The organism is Streptomyces sp. NTD91, from assembly GCF_059510455.1.
On the sequence record NZ_JCAJZW010000015.1, the window covers coordinates 124,534 to 140,221 of the forward strand.

The 15,688-nt window shown below is 72.0% G+C and carries 15 protein-coding genes; 7 read left to right on the top strand and 8 right to left on the bottom strand.

Annotation, left to right across the window (positions count from 1 at the left end):
* Positions 1-16 precede the first annotated feature (16 nt).
* The 4 genes from AC5WRT_RS18045 to AC5WRT_RS18060 all read left to right on the top strand — a co-directional run bounded on the left by AC5WRT_RS18045 (position 17) and on the right by AC5WRT_RS18060 (position 3,175).
* Entirely contained in the window at positions 17-370 is a 354-nt protein-coding gene (locus AC5WRT_RS18045; protein WP_496094506.1) for a DUF5110 domain-containing protein, read from the top strand.
* Between the two features lie 131 nt (positions 371-501).
* Positions 502-1,704 carry a chitinase gene (locus AC5WRT_RS18050; RefSeq protein WP_496094473.1) on the top strand — a complete coding sequence of 401 codons (1,203 nt, stop codon included), beginning with the start codon at positions 502-504 and terminating at the stop codon, positions 1,702-1,704.
* Between the two features lie 141 nt (positions 1,705-1,845).
* On the top strand, positions 1,846-2,622 hold the full coding sequence (locus tag AC5WRT_RS18055; RefSeq protein WP_496094474.1) for a polysaccharide lyase family 7 protein: 777 nt from the start codon (positions 1,846-1,848) through the stop codon (positions 2,620-2,622).
* Positions 2,623-2,713: 91 nt separating this feature from the next.
* The gene (locus AC5WRT_RS18060; RefSeq protein ID WP_496094475.1) at positions 2,714-3,175 is read left to right on the top strand and encodes a hypothetical protein; all 462 of its coding nucleotides are present in this window, start codon (positions 2,714-2,716) and stop codon (positions 3,173-3,175) included.
* A 33-nt stretch (positions 3,176-3,208) separates the two neighbouring features.
* Here the strand turns inward: AC5WRT_RS18060 and AC5WRT_RS18065 are convergent, their stop codons facing one another.
* Both AC5WRT_RS18065 and AC5WRT_RS18070 read right to left on the bottom strand, forming a co-directional pair.
* Positions 3,209-6,580 carry a pyruvate carboxylase gene (locus AC5WRT_RS18065; RefSeq protein WP_496100391.1) on the bottom strand — a complete coding sequence of 1,124 codons (3,372 nt, stop codon included), beginning with the start codon at positions 6,578-6,580 and terminating at the stop codon, positions 3,209-3,211.
* Between the two features lie 159 nt (positions 6,581-6,739).
* Complete coding sequence (locus AC5WRT_RS18070; protein ID WP_496100392.1) at positions 6,740-7,597, bottom strand: hypothetical protein; 858 nt, start codon at positions 7,595-7,597, stop codon at positions 6,740-6,742.
* Between the two features lie 621 nt (positions 7,598-8,218).
* Between AC5WRT_RS18070 and AC5WRT_RS18075 the strand changes: the two genes are divergently transcribed.
* Entirely contained in the window at positions 8,219-9,208 is a 990-nt protein-coding gene (locus tag AC5WRT_RS18075; protein ID WP_496100393.1) for an aldo/keto reductase, read from the top strand.
* Positions 9,209-9,296: 88 nt separating this feature from the next.
* Here AC5WRT_RS18075 and AC5WRT_RS18080 read toward each other — a convergent pair whose 3' ends face one another.
* Positions 9,297-9,482 (bottom strand): hypothetical protein, encoded by a 186-nt coding sequence (locus AC5WRT_RS18080; protein WP_496100394.1) that lies wholly within the window; start codon positions 9,480-9,482, stop codon positions 9,297-9,299.
* Between the two features lie 487 nt (positions 9,483-9,969).
* Here AC5WRT_RS18080 and AC5WRT_RS18085 point away from each other — a divergent pair, with 487 nt between their 5' ends.
* Complete coding sequence (locus tag AC5WRT_RS18085; protein ID WP_496100399.1) at positions 9,970-11,217, top strand: MFS transporter; 1,248 nt, start codon at positions 9,970-9,972, stop codon at positions 11,215-11,217.
* 105 nt (positions 11,218-11,322) lie between these two features.
* Here AC5WRT_RS18085 and AC5WRT_RS18090 read toward each other — a convergent pair whose 3' ends face one another.
* Genes AC5WRT_RS18090 through AC5WRT_RS18100 form a run of 3 tightly spaced genes read right to left on the bottom strand, consistent with a single transcriptional unit; the run spans position 11,323 to position 13,021 of the window.
* Positions 11,323-12,066 carry a metallophosphoesterase family protein gene (locus AC5WRT_RS18090; RefSeq protein WP_496094480.1) on the bottom strand — a complete coding sequence of 248 codons (744 nt, stop codon included), beginning with the start codon at positions 12,064-12,066 and terminating at the stop codon, positions 11,323-11,325.
* Positions 12,063-12,341 carry a BON domain-containing protein gene (locus tag AC5WRT_RS18095; RefSeq protein WP_496094481.1) on the bottom strand — a complete coding sequence of 93 codons (279 nt, stop codon included), beginning with the start codon at positions 12,339-12,341 and terminating at the stop codon, positions 12,063-12,065. The genes AC5WRT_RS18090 and AC5WRT_RS18095 overlap by 4 nt, the downstream gene beginning before the upstream one ends.
* The gene (locus AC5WRT_RS18100; RefSeq protein ID WP_496100395.1) at positions 12,338-13,021 is read right to left on the bottom strand and encodes a nucleotidyltransferase family protein; all 684 of its coding nucleotides are present in this window, start codon (positions 13,019-13,021) and stop codon (positions 12,338-12,340) included. Before AC5WRT_RS18100 ends, AC5WRT_RS18095 begins: the two co-directional genes overlap by 4 nt.
* A gap of 135 nt (positions 13,022-13,156) precedes the next feature.
* Between AC5WRT_RS18100 and AC5WRT_RS18105 the strand changes: the two genes are divergently transcribed.
* Positions 13,157-14,308 carry a PP2C family protein-serine/threonine phosphatase gene (locus AC5WRT_RS18105; RefSeq protein WP_496094483.1) on the top strand — a complete coding sequence of 384 codons (1,152 nt, stop codon included), beginning with the start codon at positions 13,157-13,159 and terminating at the stop codon, positions 14,306-14,308.
* A gap of 210 nt (positions 14,309-14,518) precedes the next feature.
* On the opposite strand, the gene AC5WRT_RS18110 is transcribed toward AC5WRT_RS18105, so the two are convergent.
* Together AC5WRT_RS18110 and AC5WRT_RS18115 are read right to left on the bottom strand one after the other, a co-directional pair.
* Entirely contained in the window at positions 14,519-15,019 is a 501-nt protein-coding gene (locus AC5WRT_RS18110; RefSeq protein WP_496094484.1) for a hypothetical protein, read from the bottom strand.
* Positions 15,020-15,197: 178 nt separating this feature from the next.
* Complete coding sequence (locus AC5WRT_RS18115; protein WP_496094485.1) at positions 15,198-15,686, bottom strand: SRPBCC domain-containing protein; 489 nt, start codon at positions 15,684-15,686, stop codon at positions 15,198-15,200.
* Between the last annotated feature and the right edge of the window lie 2 nt (positions 15,687-15,688).

Genomic DNA, 15,688 nt, shown 5'->3' on the forward strand with positions numbered 1-15,688 from the left:
CAGCAGGAACGGCGACCTGTACCCGGCGGCCCACGACACCAGCCACTACACGCTGTACGAGGACGACGGCGTGACCCGCGACTTCACCGCGGGCGCCGCGGCCACCCAGCGGGTGTCCCTGCACGCCGACGGCCGGGCGACGACCGTCTCGGTGGCCGCGAGCAGGGGCGACTACGCGGGCGAGGTGGACGCCCGTACGTACCGGCTGACCGTGCACGGTGGCACCGCGCCCACGCGTGTCCTCCTGAACGGCCGTCGACTGCCCGCGTCGGCATGGTCCTTCACTCCCGGCACGCAGGTCACGACAGTCACCACGCCGAGCCTTCCACTGGGCCGCGGTTTCACCCTTCGACCGGTCGGGGTGAGGTAAAGAAATCATATGGTCTAGTCCAAAGACCGCGTTGGTCTAGTCCAAGTTATTGACGTGACCCCAACAGCTCGCGGAGGGTGGGGCTCCCCCGCCCGGGGGACCTCCCCACCCCCACCCTCCGGAGGCACGCAGTGAGACCTCTTCGGGCATGCCTGGGCGCTGCGGCGGCCGTCACGCTCGGCGCCGCGGGCACGACCGCGCTCGTCGCGAGCAACGCCTCGGGGGCGACGACGGCGCTGAGCAATCGCTGGTACGCCGCCGCCCCCTATCTGATGCCGCTGGACAACGACCCGCCGGACCCGGCCGCCATCATGGACGCCACCGGCCTGAAGGCCTTCCAACTGGCCTTCGTCCTGGCGCCGAACGGCGGTGGCTGCTCGCCCACATGGGGCGGCACAGCGTCGGTCTCCTCGGACACCGCGGTACAGTCGATGATCAACACGATCCGCGCCAAGGGCGGTGACGTGTCGGTCTCCGTCGGCGGCTACGGCGGTACCAAGCTCGGCCAGACCTGCGCGGACGCCGCGTCGACCGCGGCGGCCTACCAGCAGGTCGTCACCAAGTACGGGCTGCACGCCATCGACTTCGACCTGGAGGAGCCGGAGTACGAGAACACCGCGGCCGTCAAGAACGAGATCGGCGCGGCGAAGATCCTCCAGCGGAACAACCCGGGCCTGTACGTCTCGGTCACCACGGCCGGCACGGCGGACGGCACCGGCTGGTTCGGCAAACAGATGCTGCTGGAGGCCAAGTCCGAGGGCTTCACCCCGAACAACTTCTCCATCATGCCCTTCGACGGCGGCTTCGACGGAGCGGCGAGCCAGACCAGCGCGCTGACCAACTTCAACGCGATCCTGCAGTCCACCTTCGGCTGGGACCGGGCGACCGCCTACGCCCACGAGGGCTTCTCCGGCATGAACGGCCGCAGCGACACGGGCGAGATCTTCACCCAGTCCGACTTCCAGACGGTGCTGGACTACGCGACGAGCCACAACATGGACCGCTTCACGTTCTGGTCCCTGAACCGCGACCGGCAGTGCAGCCCGCCCGACAACGGGGGCCGCACGTCCGGCACGTGTTCCGGCGTGGCGCAGAACGACTGGGACTTCGCCACGTACTCGGGGCGGTTCGCCGGCGCCACTGCACCCACACCCACGCCGACGCCCACGCCCCCGCCTGCCCCCTGCAAGCCCGCGTGGAGTTCCACGGCGGTGTACACGCAGGGGAACGAGGTCTCCTACAACCAGCACAACTGGAAGGCCAAGTGGTGGACCCGGAACGAGGTGCCCGGCGCCTCGGAATGGGGTCCGTGGCAGGACGAGGGCACCTGCTGAACCTCTTGACGTGTTTGGTTCAGACCTCTAGCTTCGCGGGTCACCGGTGAACAAGGATGCGTTCAATGTTCACAACGTTGAACGCACCCTTCTTCGTTCGAATATCGGTTCGGCACCGGTCCGGAGAAGGGACCCCCCCACATGACCCGATCACGCCTGCTCGTGGTGCCCGCCGCCACGGGCCTCACCCTTGCCCTCGCCCTGTTCGGCGGCCCCAGCGCGCTCGCCGCCGATCCGCATGTCGCACCCGGCGGCAACTTCGACCTGTCGGTCTGGGAGTTGCAGGAGCCCGTCGGCTCCCCCGGCCGGCCGACCACGATCCCCTCGTCCCGGCTCCAGGGCGCGAACGGCTACCAGGACGCGTACTTCTACACCGACACCCGTGACGGCGCCATGACCTTCTGGGCGCCCGAGAAGGGCGTGACGACCCCGAACTCCCACTACGCCCGCTCCGAGCTGCGCGAGATGAACCGCGACGGCAGCCCCGCCGACTGGGCGTTGCCCGGCTCGCACCGGCTGAGCGCGACCCTGCGCGTGGTGTCCGTGACGAAGAACGTGTGCGTCGGACAGATCCACGTCGGCAGCGGCGGCTCCTCCACCAAGCCGCTGCTGGAGCTGTACTACCACGCGAACGGCGACATCGTCCTCGGCACGGAGGACTCGCCGTCCGGCGGACAGACCGCGCATCCGGTGGGGCACGTGCCCGTCGGCAGGACCTGGAGCTACACCATCGCCGTCTCCGGCGGGAACACCATCGACCTGAACGTCGACGGCACCACCACCCACTACGGCATCCCGTCGTCGTTCCAGCAGTACAAGCAGTACTTCAAGGCAGGCTCCTACAACCAGTCCTCGTCGGACAGTACGACGAACGGCGCCCGTGTCGCGTTCTACGGCCTGACCGTCAGACACGGCTGACACGCCGCGCGACCTGCGCGATTGGTGCAACCCGCCGCGCCGTCGTAGCGTCGAGTGGACGGTCGGACACAGCACGACGGTGGGAGCGGCCATGCGCGGAGCACTGGTGGGAACGGCGGTCACCCTGGCGGCAGGCGCCCTGCTGACCACGGCGATGACGACGGCCTCGGCCAGTCCCCCGCCCCCTCCCGGGACGGGCGCGCATGCCCGTGCGGCCCGGCCCGTGCTGGTGGACTGCTACTTCCACCGGAACGTCCGCCCGACCGACTTCATCCTGGCCTGCGGCGACGGCAACAGCCGGCTCGCCGGACTCCACTGGACCCAGTGGAGTCCGGACGGGGCGAAGGCCGTGGGTGTGAACTGGGTCAACGACTGCAACCCGTACTGCGCCGCCGGCACCTTCCACCAGTACCCGGTCGTCATCCGGCTCACCGGTGAGCAGCAGTGGAAGAAGCATCCGTCCTTCCAGCGCTACTCCCGGATCAGCCTGACCTACACCGGCGCCCGGCCCGACGGCTTCCAGCAGGTCATGACCTACCCGCTCTGGGACTGAGTGCCGCACCGCGGGTAGGTGCCGATTCCCGGGTCAGAGTTCGACCAGGAGGTCGCCGCCCTCCACCTGCTGGATGCGGTTGATGGCCAGCCGGGAGACCCGGCCCGCCTTCGGGGCGGTGATGGTGGCCTCCATCTTCATGGCCTCGATGGTGGCCACGGTGGCGCCGGCGGCGACCTCGTCGCCCTCGGCCACCGCGAGGGTCACCACACCGGCGAACGGGGCCGCCACATGGCCCGGATTGGACCGGTCGGCCTTCTCCGTCGTCGGCACGTCCGTGGCCGCGTTCCGGTCGCGCACCTGGATGGGCCGCAGTTGGCCGTTGAGCGTGGACATCACCGTGCGCATGCCCCGCTCGTCCGCCTGACCGATCGCCTGCAGCTCGATCAGCAGCCGGACCCCGGGCTCCAGGTCGACGGCGTACTCCTTGGCCGGACGCAGTCCGTAGAAGAACGCCTTGCTGTCCAGGATGCTGGTGTCGCCGAAGCTCTGCCGGTGCGTCTCGAACTCGCGGGTGGGGCCGGGGAACAGCAGCCGGTTGAGGGTGGCACGGCGGTCCTTGGCGAGGCCCTCGCGGTCCTCGGCGGACAGCTCGGGCGCGGGCCTGGCCGCGGCCCGGCCCCTCAGCGCCTTGGTGCGGAACGGCTCGGGCCAGCCGCCGGGCGGGGTGCCCAGCTCCCCGCGCAGGAAGCCGATCACCGAGTCCGGAATGTCGAACCTGTCGGGGGTCTCCTCGAAGTCCTTCGGGGAGACGCCGGCGCCCACCAGGTGCAGAGCGAGGTCGCCGACCGCCTTGGAGGACGGGGTGACCTTGACCAGGCGGCCGAGGATCCGGTCGGCTGCGGCGTACATCGCCTCGATGTCCTCGAAGCGGTCGCCGAGACCGAGGGCGACGGCCTGGGTGCGCAGGTTGGACAGCTGGCCGCCGGGGATCTCGTGATGGTAGACGCGGCCGGTCGGGGAGGCGAGGCCCGCCTCGAACGGGGCGTAGATCTTGCGCACGCCCTCCCAGTACGGCTCCAGGTCGCCGACGGCCAGCAGGTCGAGGCCGGTGGGGCGGTCGGAGTGGTCGGTGGCGGCGACCAGCGCCGACAGTGACGGCTGGGAGGTCGTCCCGGCCATCGAGGCGACCGCGCCGTCCACCGCGTCGGCGCCCGCCTGGATCGCGGCGAGGTAGGTGGCGAGCTGGCCGCCGGCCGTGTCGTGCGTGTGCAGATGCACGGGCAGGCCGAACTCGCGGCGCAGCGCGGACACCAGCTTGGCGGCAGCAGGGGCGCGCAGCAGGCCGGCCATGTCCTTGATCGCCAGGACGTGCGCACCGGCATCGACGATCTGCTCGGCCAGGCGCAGGTAGTAGTCGAGGGTGTAGAGCCGCTCGGCCGGGTCGTTGAGGTCGGCGGTGTAGCAGAGGGCGACTTCGGCGACCGCCGTGTCCGTCTCGCGTACGGCGTCGATGGCGGGGCGCATCTGGCCGACGTCGTTGAGGGCGTCGAAGATGCGGAAGATGTCGATGCCGGTGGCGGCGGCCTCCTGCACGAAGGCGTCGGTGACCTCGGTCGGGTACGGCGTGTAGCCGACGGTGTTGCGGCCGCGCAGCAGCATCTGCAGGCAGATGTTGGGCACGGCCTCGCGCAGGGCCGCCAGCCGCTCCCAGGGGTCCTCGGCGAGGAAGCGCAGGGCGACGTCGTAGGTGGCGCCGCCCCAGCACTCCAGGGACAGCAGCTGCGGCAGGGTGCGGGCGACGACCGGGGCGACGGCGAGGAGGTCCCTGGTCCGCACGCGGGTGGCGAGAAGGGACTGGTGGGCGTCGCGGAAGGTGGTGTCGGTGACGCCGATGGTCGGCGACTCCCGCAGTCGGCGGGCGAATCCCTCGGGACCGAGTTCGACCAGCAGCTGGCGGGAGCCGGCCGGGGGCTCGCCGGCCGGAAGCGGCGGCAGCTTGGTGACCGGGTCGAGCAACTCGGGGCGTTCGCCGTGCGGCTTGTTGACGGTCACGTCGGCGAGGTAGGTGAGCAGCTTGGTGCCGCGGTCCGCGGAGGAGCGGGCGGTGAGCAGGTGCGGGCGCTGCTCGATGAAGGAGGTGGTGACCCGGCCGGCCCGGAAGTCGGGGTCGTCCAGGACGGCTTGCAGGAACGGGATGTTGGTGGCCACGCCGCGGATGCGGAACTCGGCCACCGCACGCCGGGCGCGGCCCACGGCGGCCTTGAAGTCCCGGCCCCGGCAGGTCAGTTTGACCAGCATGGAGTCGAAGTGCGCGCTGATCTCCGTACCGGCGTGGGTGGTGCCGCCGTCGAGCCGGATGCCGGAGCCGCCCGGGGAGCGGTAGGCGCTGATCCGGCCGGTGTCGGGGCGGAAGCCGTTGGCGGGGTCCTCGGTGGTGATACGGCACTGCAGGGCGGCGCCACGCAGGGTGATGGTGTCCTGGGCGAGGCCGAGGTCGGCGAGGGTCTCGCCGGAGGCGATCCGCAGCTGGGCCTGGACCAGGTCGACGTCCGTGACCTCCTCGGTCACGGTGTGCTCGACCTGGATGCGCGGGTTCATCTCGATGAAGACGTGGTTGCCGGCGGGGTCGAGGAGGAACTCGACGGTGCCCGCGTTGCGGTAACCGATCTCGCGGGCGAAGCGCACCGCGTCGTCGCAGATCCGCTGCCGCACCTCGGGGTCGAGGTTGGGGGCGGGGGCCAGCTCGATGACCTTCTGGTGGCGGCGCTGGAGCGAGCAGTCGCGCTCGTAGAGGTGGATGACGCCGCCCTCACCGTCGGCGAGGATCTGCACCTCGATGTGGCGCGGGTCGACGACGGCCTTCTCCAGGAACACGGTCGGGTCGCCGAAGGCGGCGTCGGCCTCGCGGGAGGCGGCCTCGATGGACTCGCGCAGCAGGGCGGGGTCCTCCACACGGCGCATGCCGCGTCCGCCGCCGCCCGCGACGGCCTTGACGAAGACGGGGAACCCGATCTCCTCGGCGGCGCGCACCAGTTCGTCCACGTCGGTGGAGGGCTGGGAGGAGCCGAGCACGGGTACGCCCGCCGCGCGGGCGGCGGCGACCGCGCGGGCCTTGTTGCCGGTCAGCTCCAGGGTGGCCGCGCTCGGGCCGACGAAGGTGATGCCCGCCTCCTCGCAGGCGCGGGCGAGTTCGGGGTTCTCGGACAGAAAGCCGTAGCCCGGGTAGACGGCGTCGGCGCCGGCCCGGCGGGCTGCGCCCACGATCTCCTCGACGGAGAGATAGGCCCGCACCGGATGCCCGGGCTCGCCGATCTCGTACGCCTCGTCGGCCTTCAGCCGGTGCAGCGAGTTGCGGTCCTCGTGCGGGAACACGGCGACGGTGCGCGCGCCGAGCTCGTAGCCCGCCCGGAACGCGCGGATCGCGATCTCGCCACGGTTGGCGACCAGCACCTTGCGGAACATCCTGGATTCCCTTCAGCTGCCCTGCCGGCGAGGAACACCATGGTGTCTGCCACGCCCTGCCGTACCTCGCGGGCCACCTTAGGGGGTGACCGTGCGGGGCCCTGTGCGAAAACCATCACATCGCCGGGGTGTGCGGCGCCACAGTGCCGCGCGACGGGATCAGCGTTCCAGGGATGTCATCGCCGTGTCCTTCGGCCGTTCGGCGCTCGTCCGCGCGGGCACGGACGGGGACGGCACGGGCGCCGGGACCGCCGGCGGGGCCTCGGGCGCGGTCGGGCCGTCCCGGACCGCCAGGAGGGCGCGCAGGCAGGCCCGCAGGCGCGGGCGGCGGCCGTGCAACAGGCCGAGGACGATCGCCGCGGCCACCGCTATCAGATGCTCGCGGCCGGCCAGGTTGGGGACCGCGATGGACTCCCACACCATCGAACCGCCGGTCAGGGTGAACACCACCGGTGCGCGTTTCACGACCGAGAGATAGGTGAACAGGCCGACGACGGCCGCGGACGGTCCGGTGTCGAGCACCTGTGCGTCCGCGTGCGGCAGTCCTAAGCCCCACCAGCCGGGGCCCATCGCGATCATCACGCGGGCGGTGAGGGTGCCGGCCACGGTGGTGGCGTAGGAGATCGCCAGGGTGCGAGCGCGGCCCAGGGCCAGCTCGGCCCAGGCGAAGGCGAGGAACAGCTGGGTGATGCCCGCCCACACCGGCAGATCGAGCGCCGGGACGTACAGCGACACGGGCGTGCGCAACAGCGACAGCCACAGCGGCAGCTCGGCCCTGACGCCGCCGAGCCGGGTCACCCACACCGCACCGAGGGGGTGCTGGGCGATGGCGTGGAAGAAGATGACACCGAACGCGGCGACGAACGCCAGCAGCAGTCCGGACAGGCCGCGCCGGGTGAGCCGCCGCACCGGTTCGACGACGATCGCGTGCCACTCGCCCCGCAGGGTGTGCCCGGTGAACCGGGTCAGCCGTGCGCGCAGGGCGCGGCACCAGTCGATGCGCCCTTCAGTCGTCATGAGACACGGCAGTCCATCGCCTTCCGCTCCCCCGTCATGTCCCTCGCCCCCTTCGTGTCCCGGCATTCCGGCCGCCGGGTCGCCTTTCCCGTCATCCCCGCCATCCGCCCGTTTCAGCCGACATCGTACAGATGTACTGATCTTTCCCGGTGGATCCGTCCCCGCGTGCGGACTCCGCGCCCGCGTGTTCGTCCGCAGTCGTCATACCGGCATGTGCCCGGTCCCTCCCCCGGTGTGGGCCTGTGTGACGGTGAGGCCCGATCGGTGACAGTTCAGCGAGCCGGAGGCCGGGCGTCAAGATCCATTGCGCAGGCACGCGGGTGTGGGAAGACCCACAGGTCCGCAGCGGTGGAATCAGGCTCCGGAAGGCAACCTCGACGTCCCTGGTTCCGTCCTTCAGTACAGGCCCCTCGCAGGGAACGCCCGGCTTCCGGAACGGGGGTCCTGGCCCGCGACGGGCTGCCCCGACCGCGGATGCGGCTGGTTTCCCGGCCAGGCCCGGAGCGTTGCTTGACTTGGAGAGCGCTCCAACTCGTAGCGTCACAGACGTACGGCGACGGGTGCGTGTCCGTGTGCCGTACGCGACGACGTTCGAGTACGCGCGAAAGGCTGGGACATCACATGCACAAGCGCAGTCTGCGGGACCTCCAGGTATCGGCCATCGGCCTCGGATGCATGGGCATGTCCGCCTTCTACGGCTCCGCCGACCGGGACGAGGGCATCGCGACCGTCCGGCGGGCCCTCGAACTGGGCGTCGACTTCCTGGACACCGCGCAGGTGTACGGCCCGCTGACCAACGAGTCGCTCGTCGGCGAGGCGATCCGTGGCCACCGCGACGAGTACGTGATCGCCACCAAGTTCAACTACCGGATGGACGACGCCGTACCGGGCGACATGAGCACGATCGGCCGGCAGGACGGCTCGGCCGAGCATGTCCGTGAGTCGGTCCACGGCTCGCTGCAGCGGCTGGGCACGGACCACATCGACCTGTACTACCAGCACCGGGTCGACCCGAACGTGCCGATCGAGGAGACCGTCGGTGCGCTGGGCGAGCTGGTCGCCGAGGGCAAGGTGCTGCACATCGGGCTGAGCGAGGCGAGCGCGGAGACCATCCGGCGGGCGCACGCCGTGCACCCGATCACCGCGGTGCAGAGCGAGTACTCGCTGTGGACGCGGGACGTGGAGGCCGAGGTGCTCCCCGCGTGCCGGGAGCTGGGCATCGGTTTCGTGCCGTACTCCCCGCTCGGCCGCGGCTTCCTCGCGGGCCGCTTCACCTCGCCGGACGAGCTGGACGAGAACGACTTCCGGCGTCACAACCCGCGCTTCACGGACGCCAGCCTGGAGGCGAACCTGCGCCTCGCGGCCAAGGTGAAGGAGATCGCTGCGGAGAAGGACGTGACGCCGGCCCAGCTGGCCATCGCCTGGGTGCTGGCCCAGGGCGAGGACCTGGTGCCGATCCCGGGCACGAAGCGGCGCACCTACCTGGAGCAGAACGCCGCCGCGGTCGGCATCGAGCTGACCGAGGAGGACCTTGCCCGCATCGACGCCGAGCTGCCCGCGGCGGCGGGTGAGCGGTACGACGAGGCGGGGATGCGGACCGTGAATCGCTGAGCGCCTCGGGAGCACCGGCAGCCGTCAGTGACTGCGGGTTCGTCGTGGCCGGTCGTGGTGGCCGCTCATCGACGAACCCGCGCCCCGTTCAGGGTGCCGGTGTGCGCGCCGCCTTCGCCAGATCCAGGTCCGTCGTCTCCAGAGCCAGGAAGTGGGAGACCAGTCCGCCCACCGCCAGGACTCCGGCGCCCACCAGGAGGACGAAACGGGCGCCGAAGTGGTCGAGGCCCATCGGAAGCAGGAAGGTGCCGAGGGCGGCTCCGGCCCGGCTCATCGCGCTGGTTCGGTGCCGGTGCCCGTGCCGGTTCACGGAAAGCGGTGACCGAACGCACCGGAACGTGACCAGGCGTCCCGTACCGCCGTGCGTCCGTGGTACGGGTCACGCATGGAGGGTCTGCTCCGGCTGGACGTCACGGTCCTGCCGCCCGCCGCGTAGCCAGGTCCCGCGCGGCGCGGGCCGGGGGTCTGTGAGGAACCACACGCGGGGCTCAAATGACGTAGCGGCACCGGACGTTGGCCTTCCCGGCAGCCTGCCGGCCGACGCCCCGGCGACGACGGTGCCGTCCCGTCTGCCACCATGGGCGGCGCCCTGACCGGGCGACCCGGCCGCGCAGCGCAGCCGGCCCGAGGGTTCCGCCGGTCGCTCTCCCGCCCCCTGGTTGTCGAGTACCTCTGTGTCTGCACCCTCCGCCCTGCCCACATCCGGGCCCGGCTCCGCGTCCGCCTCGCGCTCGCCGTGGCGGTCCCTGCGCCATCGCGGCATGCGCTGGTGGTCGGCGGCGAACTTCCTCTCGAACGCCGGCACCTGGATGCAGCTCACGGTGCAGAACCTGCTCGTGCTGCACATCACCGGTTCCGCCGCGGCGACCGGTCTGTCGATCTCCGTCCAGGCGGCGCCCGCGCTGTTCGTGAGCCTGCTGGGCGGCACGGCCGTGGACCGCTGGCCGCGGAAGCTGACGGTCGCGGTGAGCCAGACACTGCTCGGCGCGGTCGCCTTCACCACGGCCCTGCTGGTGGCGCTCGGCCGGATCGACATGACGGCACTGCTGGCGCTGGCCGCCGTCACCGGGATCATCGCCACCGTCGACGGCCCGGCCTGTGCGCTGCTCGGCAACGACCTCGTGCCCAGGGAGGACGTGCCCTCGGCGATCGGCGTGGGCGCCCTCGTGCACAGCGCGGGGCGGCTGGCCGGCACCGCGCTCGCCGGTGTGGCCGTGGCCCTCCTCGGCACGGCCGCCGCATACGCCGCCAACGGGCTGTCGTTCCTGTTCGTGGCGTCGGTCGTGCCGTTCCTGCGGCCCGTGCACGGTGCCGCGGCCGAGCCGGTCGCCGAGGCGCGGCCGGTCCCGGCGCCCGCGGAGATGAGCATGCGGGAAGGGCTGCGGTTCTTCGTGCGCCGACCCCGGCTGGTGGCCCTCGCCGGGATCACCGGGATCAGTTCGGTCTTCGGCCGCAACTACGGCCTCACCCTGGCCGTCCTCGTCACCGGGCCGCTCGCGGGCGGCGCCGGGGCCTTCGGCACCGTCTCCACGGTGCTGGCGGTCGGCGGCATCATCGGGGCGGTCCTCGGCGCCCGGCTGCGCAGTCCCTCGGTGCGGACCGTGGGGCTGCTCGCGGCGGGCGGCGCGCTCCTCCAGGTCGTCGCGGGTCTGTCGCCCTCGCTGGCCGTCCTGATGGTGCTGGTGCTGCCCATGGCCGTGGTGGAGTCCGTCTCCGACACCGCCGGTACGGCCGTCCTGCAGACCGATCCTCCGGCGCACCTGCGCGGCCGGGTGCTCGGCGTGTGGAGCACTGTCGGCACGGTGTGGAGCCTCGGCGGACCGCCCCTGCTGGGCCTGCTGATGGAGTGGGCCGGTGCCCGCGGCGCCCTGGTCGCCGGCGGGCTGCTCATCGCCGGGTCGATCGGCGGGGGCCTGCTTCTGCGCCGGCGCGGCGCACTGCTGCCGGCGGTCGTGGCCACCCGGGACGGCGACGTCACCGGCCGGGAGGCACTGAGCACGGCGGCCTGACCGACGCGGTCAGCGGGCACGGCCGCCCGGTGACCGACGCGGTCAGCGGGCACGGCCGCCCGGCCGGTGGTGAGCCGGGCAGTACGGTCCCGGGGGGCAGGCCGCTCACCCCTGCGCCTCTTCCTCGGGCCCGGGCAGGTGATAGACGTGGAAGGCCTGGCCGATGACCGGCTGGGCCACGTTGCGTACCCGGATGCCGCCGCTGGTCATGCCGTGCTCGCTGCCGGCGTGCGCGTGGCCGTGCACGGCGAGGTCGGCGCCGGCGGTGTCGACGGCCTCGGCGAGCAGGTAGCTGCCGAGGAACGGGTAGATCTCCGGCGGCTCCCCGGCCAGGGTGTCCGGCACCGGCGAGAAGTGGGTCAGGGCGATGCGGACGTCGCAGTTCCACTCGGCCAGGTCCTTCAGTGCACCGTGCAGGGAGTCGGCGCACCGGCGGGTGTAGCGGACGAACTCCTTCATCAGGGGTTCGCCGAACTCCCCGGCACAGCGTCCGACGAATCCGCCGCCGAAGCCCTTGGTGCCGGCCACTCCGATCCGTGTCTCGCCGGCGCTGACGACGGCGGCCTGCCCCTCCAGGACGTGGGCCCCGGCGTCCCGCAGGATCGCGGCGACCTCCTCGGGCCGCTCGTCGTGGTGGTCGTGGTTGCCGAGCACGGCGACGACGGGCACCCCGATGTCCTTGATCTCCCGTGCGACGACCGCCGCCTCCTCCGCAGTGCCGTGCCGGGTGAGGTCCCCGGCGAGCAGCAGGACGTCGGCGCACCGGGGCAGTGTCTCGAACGAGGGGCGCAGGGTGCCCTGGCTCGCGGGGCCCATGTGGATGTCCCCGACGGCCGCGACGCGGATCATGTCAGGTCCTCTCCGTGGTCGGGCGAGGAGGTTCCGGCGACGAGGATGTCGCAGTGGACGGCATGTCCCGCCAGTTCCTCACGGGCCATGTGGCAGATCTCGTCCCGGCACTGGCCGGACGGCACGGTGCCGGTCAGCAGGACCGCCTCCCCGCGCAGTTCCACCCGTACGCCCAGTTCGCCGAGGTCTCCGGAGGCCAGGTGCTCGGCGAGGTGGGCGACGCGGTAGTCCAGGGTGCCGCCCGCCGACGGGGGCGGCGGGCTCGTGTCGGTCATGGCTGCCCCTCCCGGGGGTCGATCACGTTCAGCCGTTCGAGCAGGAAGAGGAAGGAGGCCGGCATGGGCTGGTCGCCGCAGGCCGCGCGCAGCGCGTTCCAGTCGACCTTCTCGCGGACGGCCCGGGCGACGGGCAGGACGGCCCCGAAGTCGCAGTAGTGTTCCGAGAAGGCACTGACCAGGCTGTGGATCAGATCGGTCGGGGCGAGCACGGGCATCAGCACCGAGTCGACCGGCAGCATGTGTGCGCGCTCGAGCATGTCCTCGGTGACGGGCTGGTGCGCGAGGGCGAAGATGACGTCGACGTTCTGCCCGCGGCAGGTGGTCTTCAGCAGCCAGTCCTCGGGCGGGGTCCGGACGGGCAGACCGGCCTCGCGCAGGGTGGCGGCGACCGCCTCGGCGTCCTCGGGCAGCACGCAGAAGTCGGCGTCGTGCTGGAGGTAGCGGCTGCCGCCGTGGGCGTAGACGGCCACGCTGCCGGCGAGCGCGAAGCGGTGGCCCGCCCGTTTGAGCAGGGCGCCGATCTCCTTGGCGGCCTCCAGGATCGCCTGACTGCGGTCCTGTGGCAGCTCCTGCCGGCCTTCGGCCACGGTGGGGCGGTTCGGCGCGTCCGTGGCGAGGCGGAGTTCGGTGACCTCCGGCCGCCCGGCAGGGGCGGCACCCTCCCCGTTGTGCGTCATGGCGTCTCCGTTCGCGGCCAGGGTCCCCCGGATCGGCCGGTTCGGATCCGGGGAGTCGTACGGGTACCCGGCGCGACCGCACCGACACCGCGCACGTGAAGTGCGTCCGGCCGGGACCGGGAGGACGCTGTAGGCATGAGTCCCCGGCTCGGTGCGGGTCCACGGCAGCGGTGGCAGTCGGTACACGCGCTGCTGCTGCTTCCGGTCGTGCTGATCGTGGTGATCACGGTGGTGGACGTGCAGACGCCCACCAACGTCCACCTGGGCCCGGCGCTGGTGATCGCACCGGCGCTCACGCCGTCCTTCGCCGGGCCGCGGACCACGGCGGCCATCGGCGGGCTGGCGCTGGTCGCCCAGGTCGTCATCGCCCTCACGCACGGCGGCATCGGCACGATGAATCACATCGTGCAGATCATCACCCTCGCGGTGCTGACGGTGCTGGTGGTGCTCTACAGCACCCTGCGGGACCGGCGGCAGGCCCAGCTCGCCCAGGTCCGCACGGTCGCCGAAGCGGCACAGCACGTGCTGATGTGGCCGCTGCCCGAGCAGATCGGCCCGTTGCGGATCGCCTCGCTGTATCTGGCGGCCGAGGACGAGGCACAGATCGGTGGCGACCTGTACGCCGCGACACGGTCCAACGACTCCGTGCGGGTCCTGATCGGTGACGTGCGCGGCAAGGGCCTGTCCGCGATCGGCGAGGCCGCGCTGCTGCTCGGCGCCTTCCGGGAGAGCGCGCACCGGCACATCCCGCTGACGGAGCTGGCCGGCCTGCTGGAGCAGAGTGTCGTCCGGTACGCGGCGGACATGGAGCCGCCGGAGGAGGCGGGCGAGCGGTTCGCCACGGCGCTGCTGGTGGAGATCCCGGACCGGGATCCGGTCACCCGGATGACGAGCTGCGGCCATCCGCCGCCCCTGCTGCTGAGCCCCGGCCACGCGGTGACCGTTCCGAGCCTGCACCCGTCACCGCCGCTCGGCGTGCACGCGCCGGTCGAGCACACGCTGGACGTGTTCTCCTTCGAGCCCGGCGACACCCTGCTGCTCTACACCGACGGCGTGGTCGAGGCGCGGGACGCCCGCGGCTGGTTCTATCCGCTCGTCGAGCGGGTCGCGCACTGGACCGACGACAGCCCCGAGGCGCTGATGCACCATGTGCGCCGGGATCTGCTGAACCATGCCGGAGGCCGGCTGGGCGACGACGCCGCGCTGATCGCGCTGCACCGCACGGCCGTCGACCGGCGCCGCCACCACGGCCGGGCGACCGGCGCGAACGGCCTGCGGCACGGGTGAGGGCGCCGCAGCCGGCCCGGTCCCAGCCTCCACTCCGGAGCCTTGGCCGTGGAGGCGCTGATGGACATGGACGCCGACGGGGTCCTCATGGGCAATGCGGACCAGGCACAGCAGATCACGGCCGGCCCAGGGATGCCGTCGCACCGACCCGCAACGGCGGGCGTGAGCCCCGCCCCGAGTGGGGGCGGGGCGGGACCGCACGCCCCCCGGTCAGCGGACCGGCTTGAGGTCGGTGATCCTCAGGGTCTTCAGGTCGGACTGGACGTCGATCCGGCTGACCTCGGCGTGCGGCCCGTCGCTCCAGGTCAGGGTGACCCGGCTGGTGGCGTGTCCGGCACCGGAGCCGATGTGGACGACCTTCCACTTCACCGGCACGTTCTGCGCGAACAGGATGCCGTCGGCGTGCTCCTTCTTCTCGAAGGCGGCGACCTTCTTCCGCGCTGCGGCGGAGAGGTAGAAGGCACGCAGCGCCTTGGCGGCGTCGCCGGCGGACTTGTCGTCGGTGGACCAGACGGCGTCGATGTAGGCGCCGTAGAAGTCGGCCACGTGCTGGGTGACGTTGCGCGGGTCGCCCTGGGCGGAGGACACGGCGGCGGCGCGGCTGGTGTGGTCCGCGGCGGCGCCCGCGAGGGCGGGCGTCACGGCGGCCAGGGTGAGGCCGCCGGTGAGGGCCACGGCGGTGAGCAGGGTCGTGCGCTTACGGACGGACATACGTCTCATTCCCCCGTTTCCTGTACGACCGGGCTGATCCCGGCCGTCGGCGGACCTTAAGACCTCATTTCCCTCCCCCCGGTTCCGTTTTCTCCGTGCCTTTTCCCACTCCGACAGCCGGGCATGAGGCAGCCGGACGGTTGTGCCGGATTCCGGCCGGATTTCCGCGCTCTTTCGGTCATTCCGCCCCGGACGCCCGGCGGCCCCACGCGGCCTCCACGAGGCGGGCGAGGTTGTCGAGGGCCATGCGGGTTCCGGCTTCGTTGTCCTCGCGGGGTACGGCGTCGGGGACGCCCTCGTGCAGGATCTCCACGTCCGTGCCGCCGTCGCCGGCCGCGGTGAGCCGGGTCGTCATGGTCATGGTGCCGCGCACGGCGTCGTCGCCGGTCTCGAACTCGAAGACCTCCACCACCAGGGCGCCGGGCACGAGCCTGGCGAAGTGACCGTGGTAGGTGTCCGTGGACCCACCCGACTTGCCGGTGGCGGAGTCGTCGTCGTAGGTGAGGGAGACCCGGAAGGCGCCGCCCTCGCGGAGGTCGAAGCCGTGCACTCGGGCGGTCATGCCGGCCGGGACGCGCCAGGCGGCGATCGCGTCGGCGTCGGTCAGGACGCGGTAGACGGCGTGCGGGGGCGCCTGCACCCGCCGGGAGACTCGGGTGGCGTACATGG

Coding starts and splice junctions, on each gene's coding strand:
- AC5WRT_RS18055 (WP_496094474.1), top strand. CDS start 1,846: ATGACCCGATCACGCCTGCTCGTGGTGCCCGCCGCCACGGGCCTCACC.
- AC5WRT_RS18060 (WP_496094475.1), top strand. CDS start 2,714: ATGCGCGGAGCACTGGTGGGAACGGCGGTCACCCTGGCGGCAGGCGCC.
- AC5WRT_RS18065 (WP_496100391.1), bottom strand. CDS start 6,580: ATGTTCCGCAAGGTGCTGGTCGCCAACCGTGGCGAGATCGCGATCCGC.
- AC5WRT_RS18070 (WP_496100392.1), bottom strand. CDS start 7,597: ATGACGACTGAAGGGCGCATCGACTGGTGCCGCGCCCTGCGCGCACGG.
- AC5WRT_RS18075 (WP_496100393.1), top strand. CDS start 8,219: ATGCACAAGCGCAGTCTGCGGGACCTCCAGGTATCGGCCATCGGCCTC.
- AC5WRT_RS18080 (WP_496100394.1), bottom strand. CDS start 9,482: ATGAGCCGGGCCGGAGCCGCCCTCGGCACCTTCCTGCTTCCGATGGGC.
- AC5WRT_RS18085 (WP_496100399.1), top strand. CDS start 9,970: ATGCGCTGGTGGTCGGCGGCGAACTTCCTCTCGAACGCCGGCACCTGG.
- AC5WRT_RS18090 (WP_496094480.1), bottom strand. CDS start 12,066: ATGATCCGCGTCGCGGCCGTCGGGGACATCCACATGGGCCCCGCGAGC.
- AC5WRT_RS18095 (WP_496094481.1), bottom strand. CDS start 12,341: ATGACCGACACGAGCCCGCCGCCCCCGTCGGCGGGCGGCACCCTGGAC.
- AC5WRT_RS18100 (WP_496100395.1), bottom strand. CDS start 13,021: ATGACGCACAACGGGGAGGGTGCCGCCCCTGCCGGGCGGCCGGAGGTC.
- AC5WRT_RS18105 (WP_496094483.1), top strand. CDS start 13,157: ATGAGTCCCCGGCTCGGTGCGGGTCCACGGCAGCGGTGGCAGTCGGTA.
- AC5WRT_RS18110 (WP_496094484.1), bottom strand. CDS start 15,019: ATGTCCGTCCGTAAGCGCACGACCCTGCTCACCGCCGTGGCCCTCACC.
- AC5WRT_RS18115 (WP_496094485.1), bottom strand. CDS start 15,686: ATGTACGCCACCCGAGTCTCCCGGCGGGTGCAGGCGCCCCCGCACGCC.